Below are 1,920 nucleotides of genomic sequence, written 5' to 3'. Positions count from 1 at the left end.
CCGCGGTCACCTGCGGGCGACCGGCCGGCGGCGGCCGATCGTGGCGGTGCCGGCCGTCGGCGGGGCGTACCAGGCGATCCGGGCCGGCGCCAACCTCGCGCCGGACCGGGCCGTGGGCCTGCGTACGTGGGAGCAGTTCTTGGCCGACACCGCGCGATGAGCGGGCGGGCCGTCAGCCGGGCACGACGTTGCCCCGCTCGTCGACCACCACCTTGCTCCAGTACTCGTCCCACTTGTCGCCGACGTGCTCGGGCACCTTGCCCTCCGGGTAGCGCACGTAGCCCGCCGGTGGCTCCTGGCCCTCGGGCACACAGTCCTGGCCGGTGGTCGTGCCCACGGCCTTGACGGGATAGTCGCCGGAGCCGCAGATCGCGTCCGCGAACGTGCAGCCCCCGGCCGACAGGGTGGTGGCGAGGATCAGGACGGTCAGTGTCTTCCGCATGCCCGTCAGTCTTTCCGGGTGCGGCCGTCCGGGAAATCCGTACGCGTACTCAGCTGAACTGCGGGATGACCTCGCTCGCGAAACGCAGCATCGGCTCGTGGTCGTACGCCACCCGGGGCACGTAGACGATCACGTAGTCGGCGCCGGCCTCGGCGATCCGTTCCAGGCGGCCGATCGTCTCGGCGACGGGCTCATCGAGCTTGAGTTCGAAGCCGGTCGACTTGATGATCCGGTCGTAGTCGCGGCCCAGGTCGTCGCAGTGCCCGCGCAGCACGCCGAGCTTGTGCCGGATGAGCTCGGGGTCGCCGCCGCCCACGTTGCAGGCGTCGGCGTACTGCGCGACCAGCTTGAGGGTGACCTTCTCGCCACCGCCGCCCAGCCAGAACGACGGGTGCGGCTTGCGGGCGCCCTTGGGCTCGTTGATCGGCTGGTCGATCGAGTAGTGCCGGCCGGTGAAGACGGGCCGTTCCTCGGTCCACATCTTGTGCACGACCTCGACGGCCTCACGGAACTCGCCCATCCGCTGCGGCACCTCGCGCCACTGGTAGCCGTACGCCTTCCACTCGTGCTCGTACCAGCCGGCGCCGAGCCCGGCGTAGAGCCGACCGTGGCTGGCGACGTCCACGGTGGAGGCGATCTTGGCGTAGAGCGAGGGCTGGCGGTAGCCGTTGCAGCCGACCATCTGCCCGATGTTGATCCGGCTGGTGTCGCGGGCCAGCGTCGAGGTGACCGTCCAGCACTCGAACGTCGTGTTGATGGTCGGCTCCGGCACGGTGTGGAAGTGGTCGTACACCCACACCGAGTCCCACGGGCCGGCGTCGGCCGCCTTCGCCACCGCGGTCATCGCCTCGTACTGCTCGACCGGGTCGGCGATCTCGACCAGGTCCATCTTCCAGCCCTGCGGGACGAACACTCCGAAACGCACGCTCATACCGGCAACGTACCGGATCTTGAAGGCGGCTCAGCCGCGTCCCCGGCTCAGGTGGGCGACCGTCACGGCGAACTCGCTGCCGGCCGGGCAGTGCCCGGCGATCACCGGCACGTCGGCGCCGGTGCCCAGTTCCCGCAGCGTGGGCAGCATCGCCACGCGCAGGCCGAGGCGCAGGGCGGCGACCGTCAGAGCGCCCGCGCTGCTCAGGGCGCCGGGCATGGCCCGCAGGGTGGCGCCGTGGGCGGGCTCGCGCAGCCCGAACGCCCACCAGCCGGCCCCGGTGGTGGGACCGAGCACCGCGTCGAACTCGCTCAGCAGCTCGGCGGCGTCGGTCAGCAGAGCGGCGCTGAGCTGGGGCACCTGGGGTGCCACGAGCAGCGCGCCGGTGCCGGGCTGATCGGCCCGGGGCGCGAAGGCGTAGGCGAGCGGTCCGATCTCGATCGGCCAGCCCGGCATCGCGCGCACGGCCCGCATCGTGTCGGCGGTGGCCGCGGCGGCGATCATCGCGGCCTGCTCCGGGGTCCAGGGCCGGTCCAGCCGGGACGCG

At 72.2% G+C, this 1,920-nt stretch carries 3 protein-coding genes; all 3 read right to left on the bottom strand.

What is annotated here, in order from left to right:
* Window positions 1-172 precede the first annotated feature (172 nt).
* The gene (locus AB0C29_RS46160; protein WP_360834407.1) at window positions 173-442 is read right to left on the bottom strand and encodes an SCO0607 family lipoprotein; all 270 of its coding nucleotides are present in this window, start codon (window positions 440-442) and stop codon (window positions 173-175) included.
* A gap of 49 nt (window positions 443-491) precedes the next feature.
* Window positions 492-1,373, bottom strand: a complete 882-nt coding sequence (locus tag AB0C29_RS46155; protein ID WP_360834405.1) for an LLM class F420-dependent oxidoreductase — start codon at window positions 1,371-1,373, stop codon at window positions 492-494.
* A 30-nt stretch (window positions 1,374-1,403) separates the two neighbouring features.
* The coding region (locus tag AB0C29_RS46150) for a DUF2064 domain-containing protein (RefSeq protein WP_360834403.1) at window positions 1,404-1,920 on the bottom strand (517 nt) is incomplete at its 5' end.

The sequence above is a fragment of the Actinoplanes sp. NPDC048791 genome (assembly GCF_040650095.1).
Lineage (GTDB): Bacteria > Actinomycetota > Actinomycetes > Mycobacteriales > Micromonosporaceae > Actinoplanes.
This window is presented reverse-complemented; position numbering and strand designations above follow the sequence as displayed.

What these genes read in the sequence shown, in the direction of transcription:
- AB0C29_RS46160 (WP_360834407.1), bottom strand. Translation starts at nt 442, where the DNA reads ATGCGGAAGACACTGACCGTCCTGATCCTCGCCACCACCCTGTCGGCC.
- AB0C29_RS46155 (WP_360834405.1), bottom strand. Translation starts at nt 1,373, where the DNA reads ATGAGCGTGCGTTTCGGAGTGTTCGTCCCGCAGGGCTGGAAGATGGAC.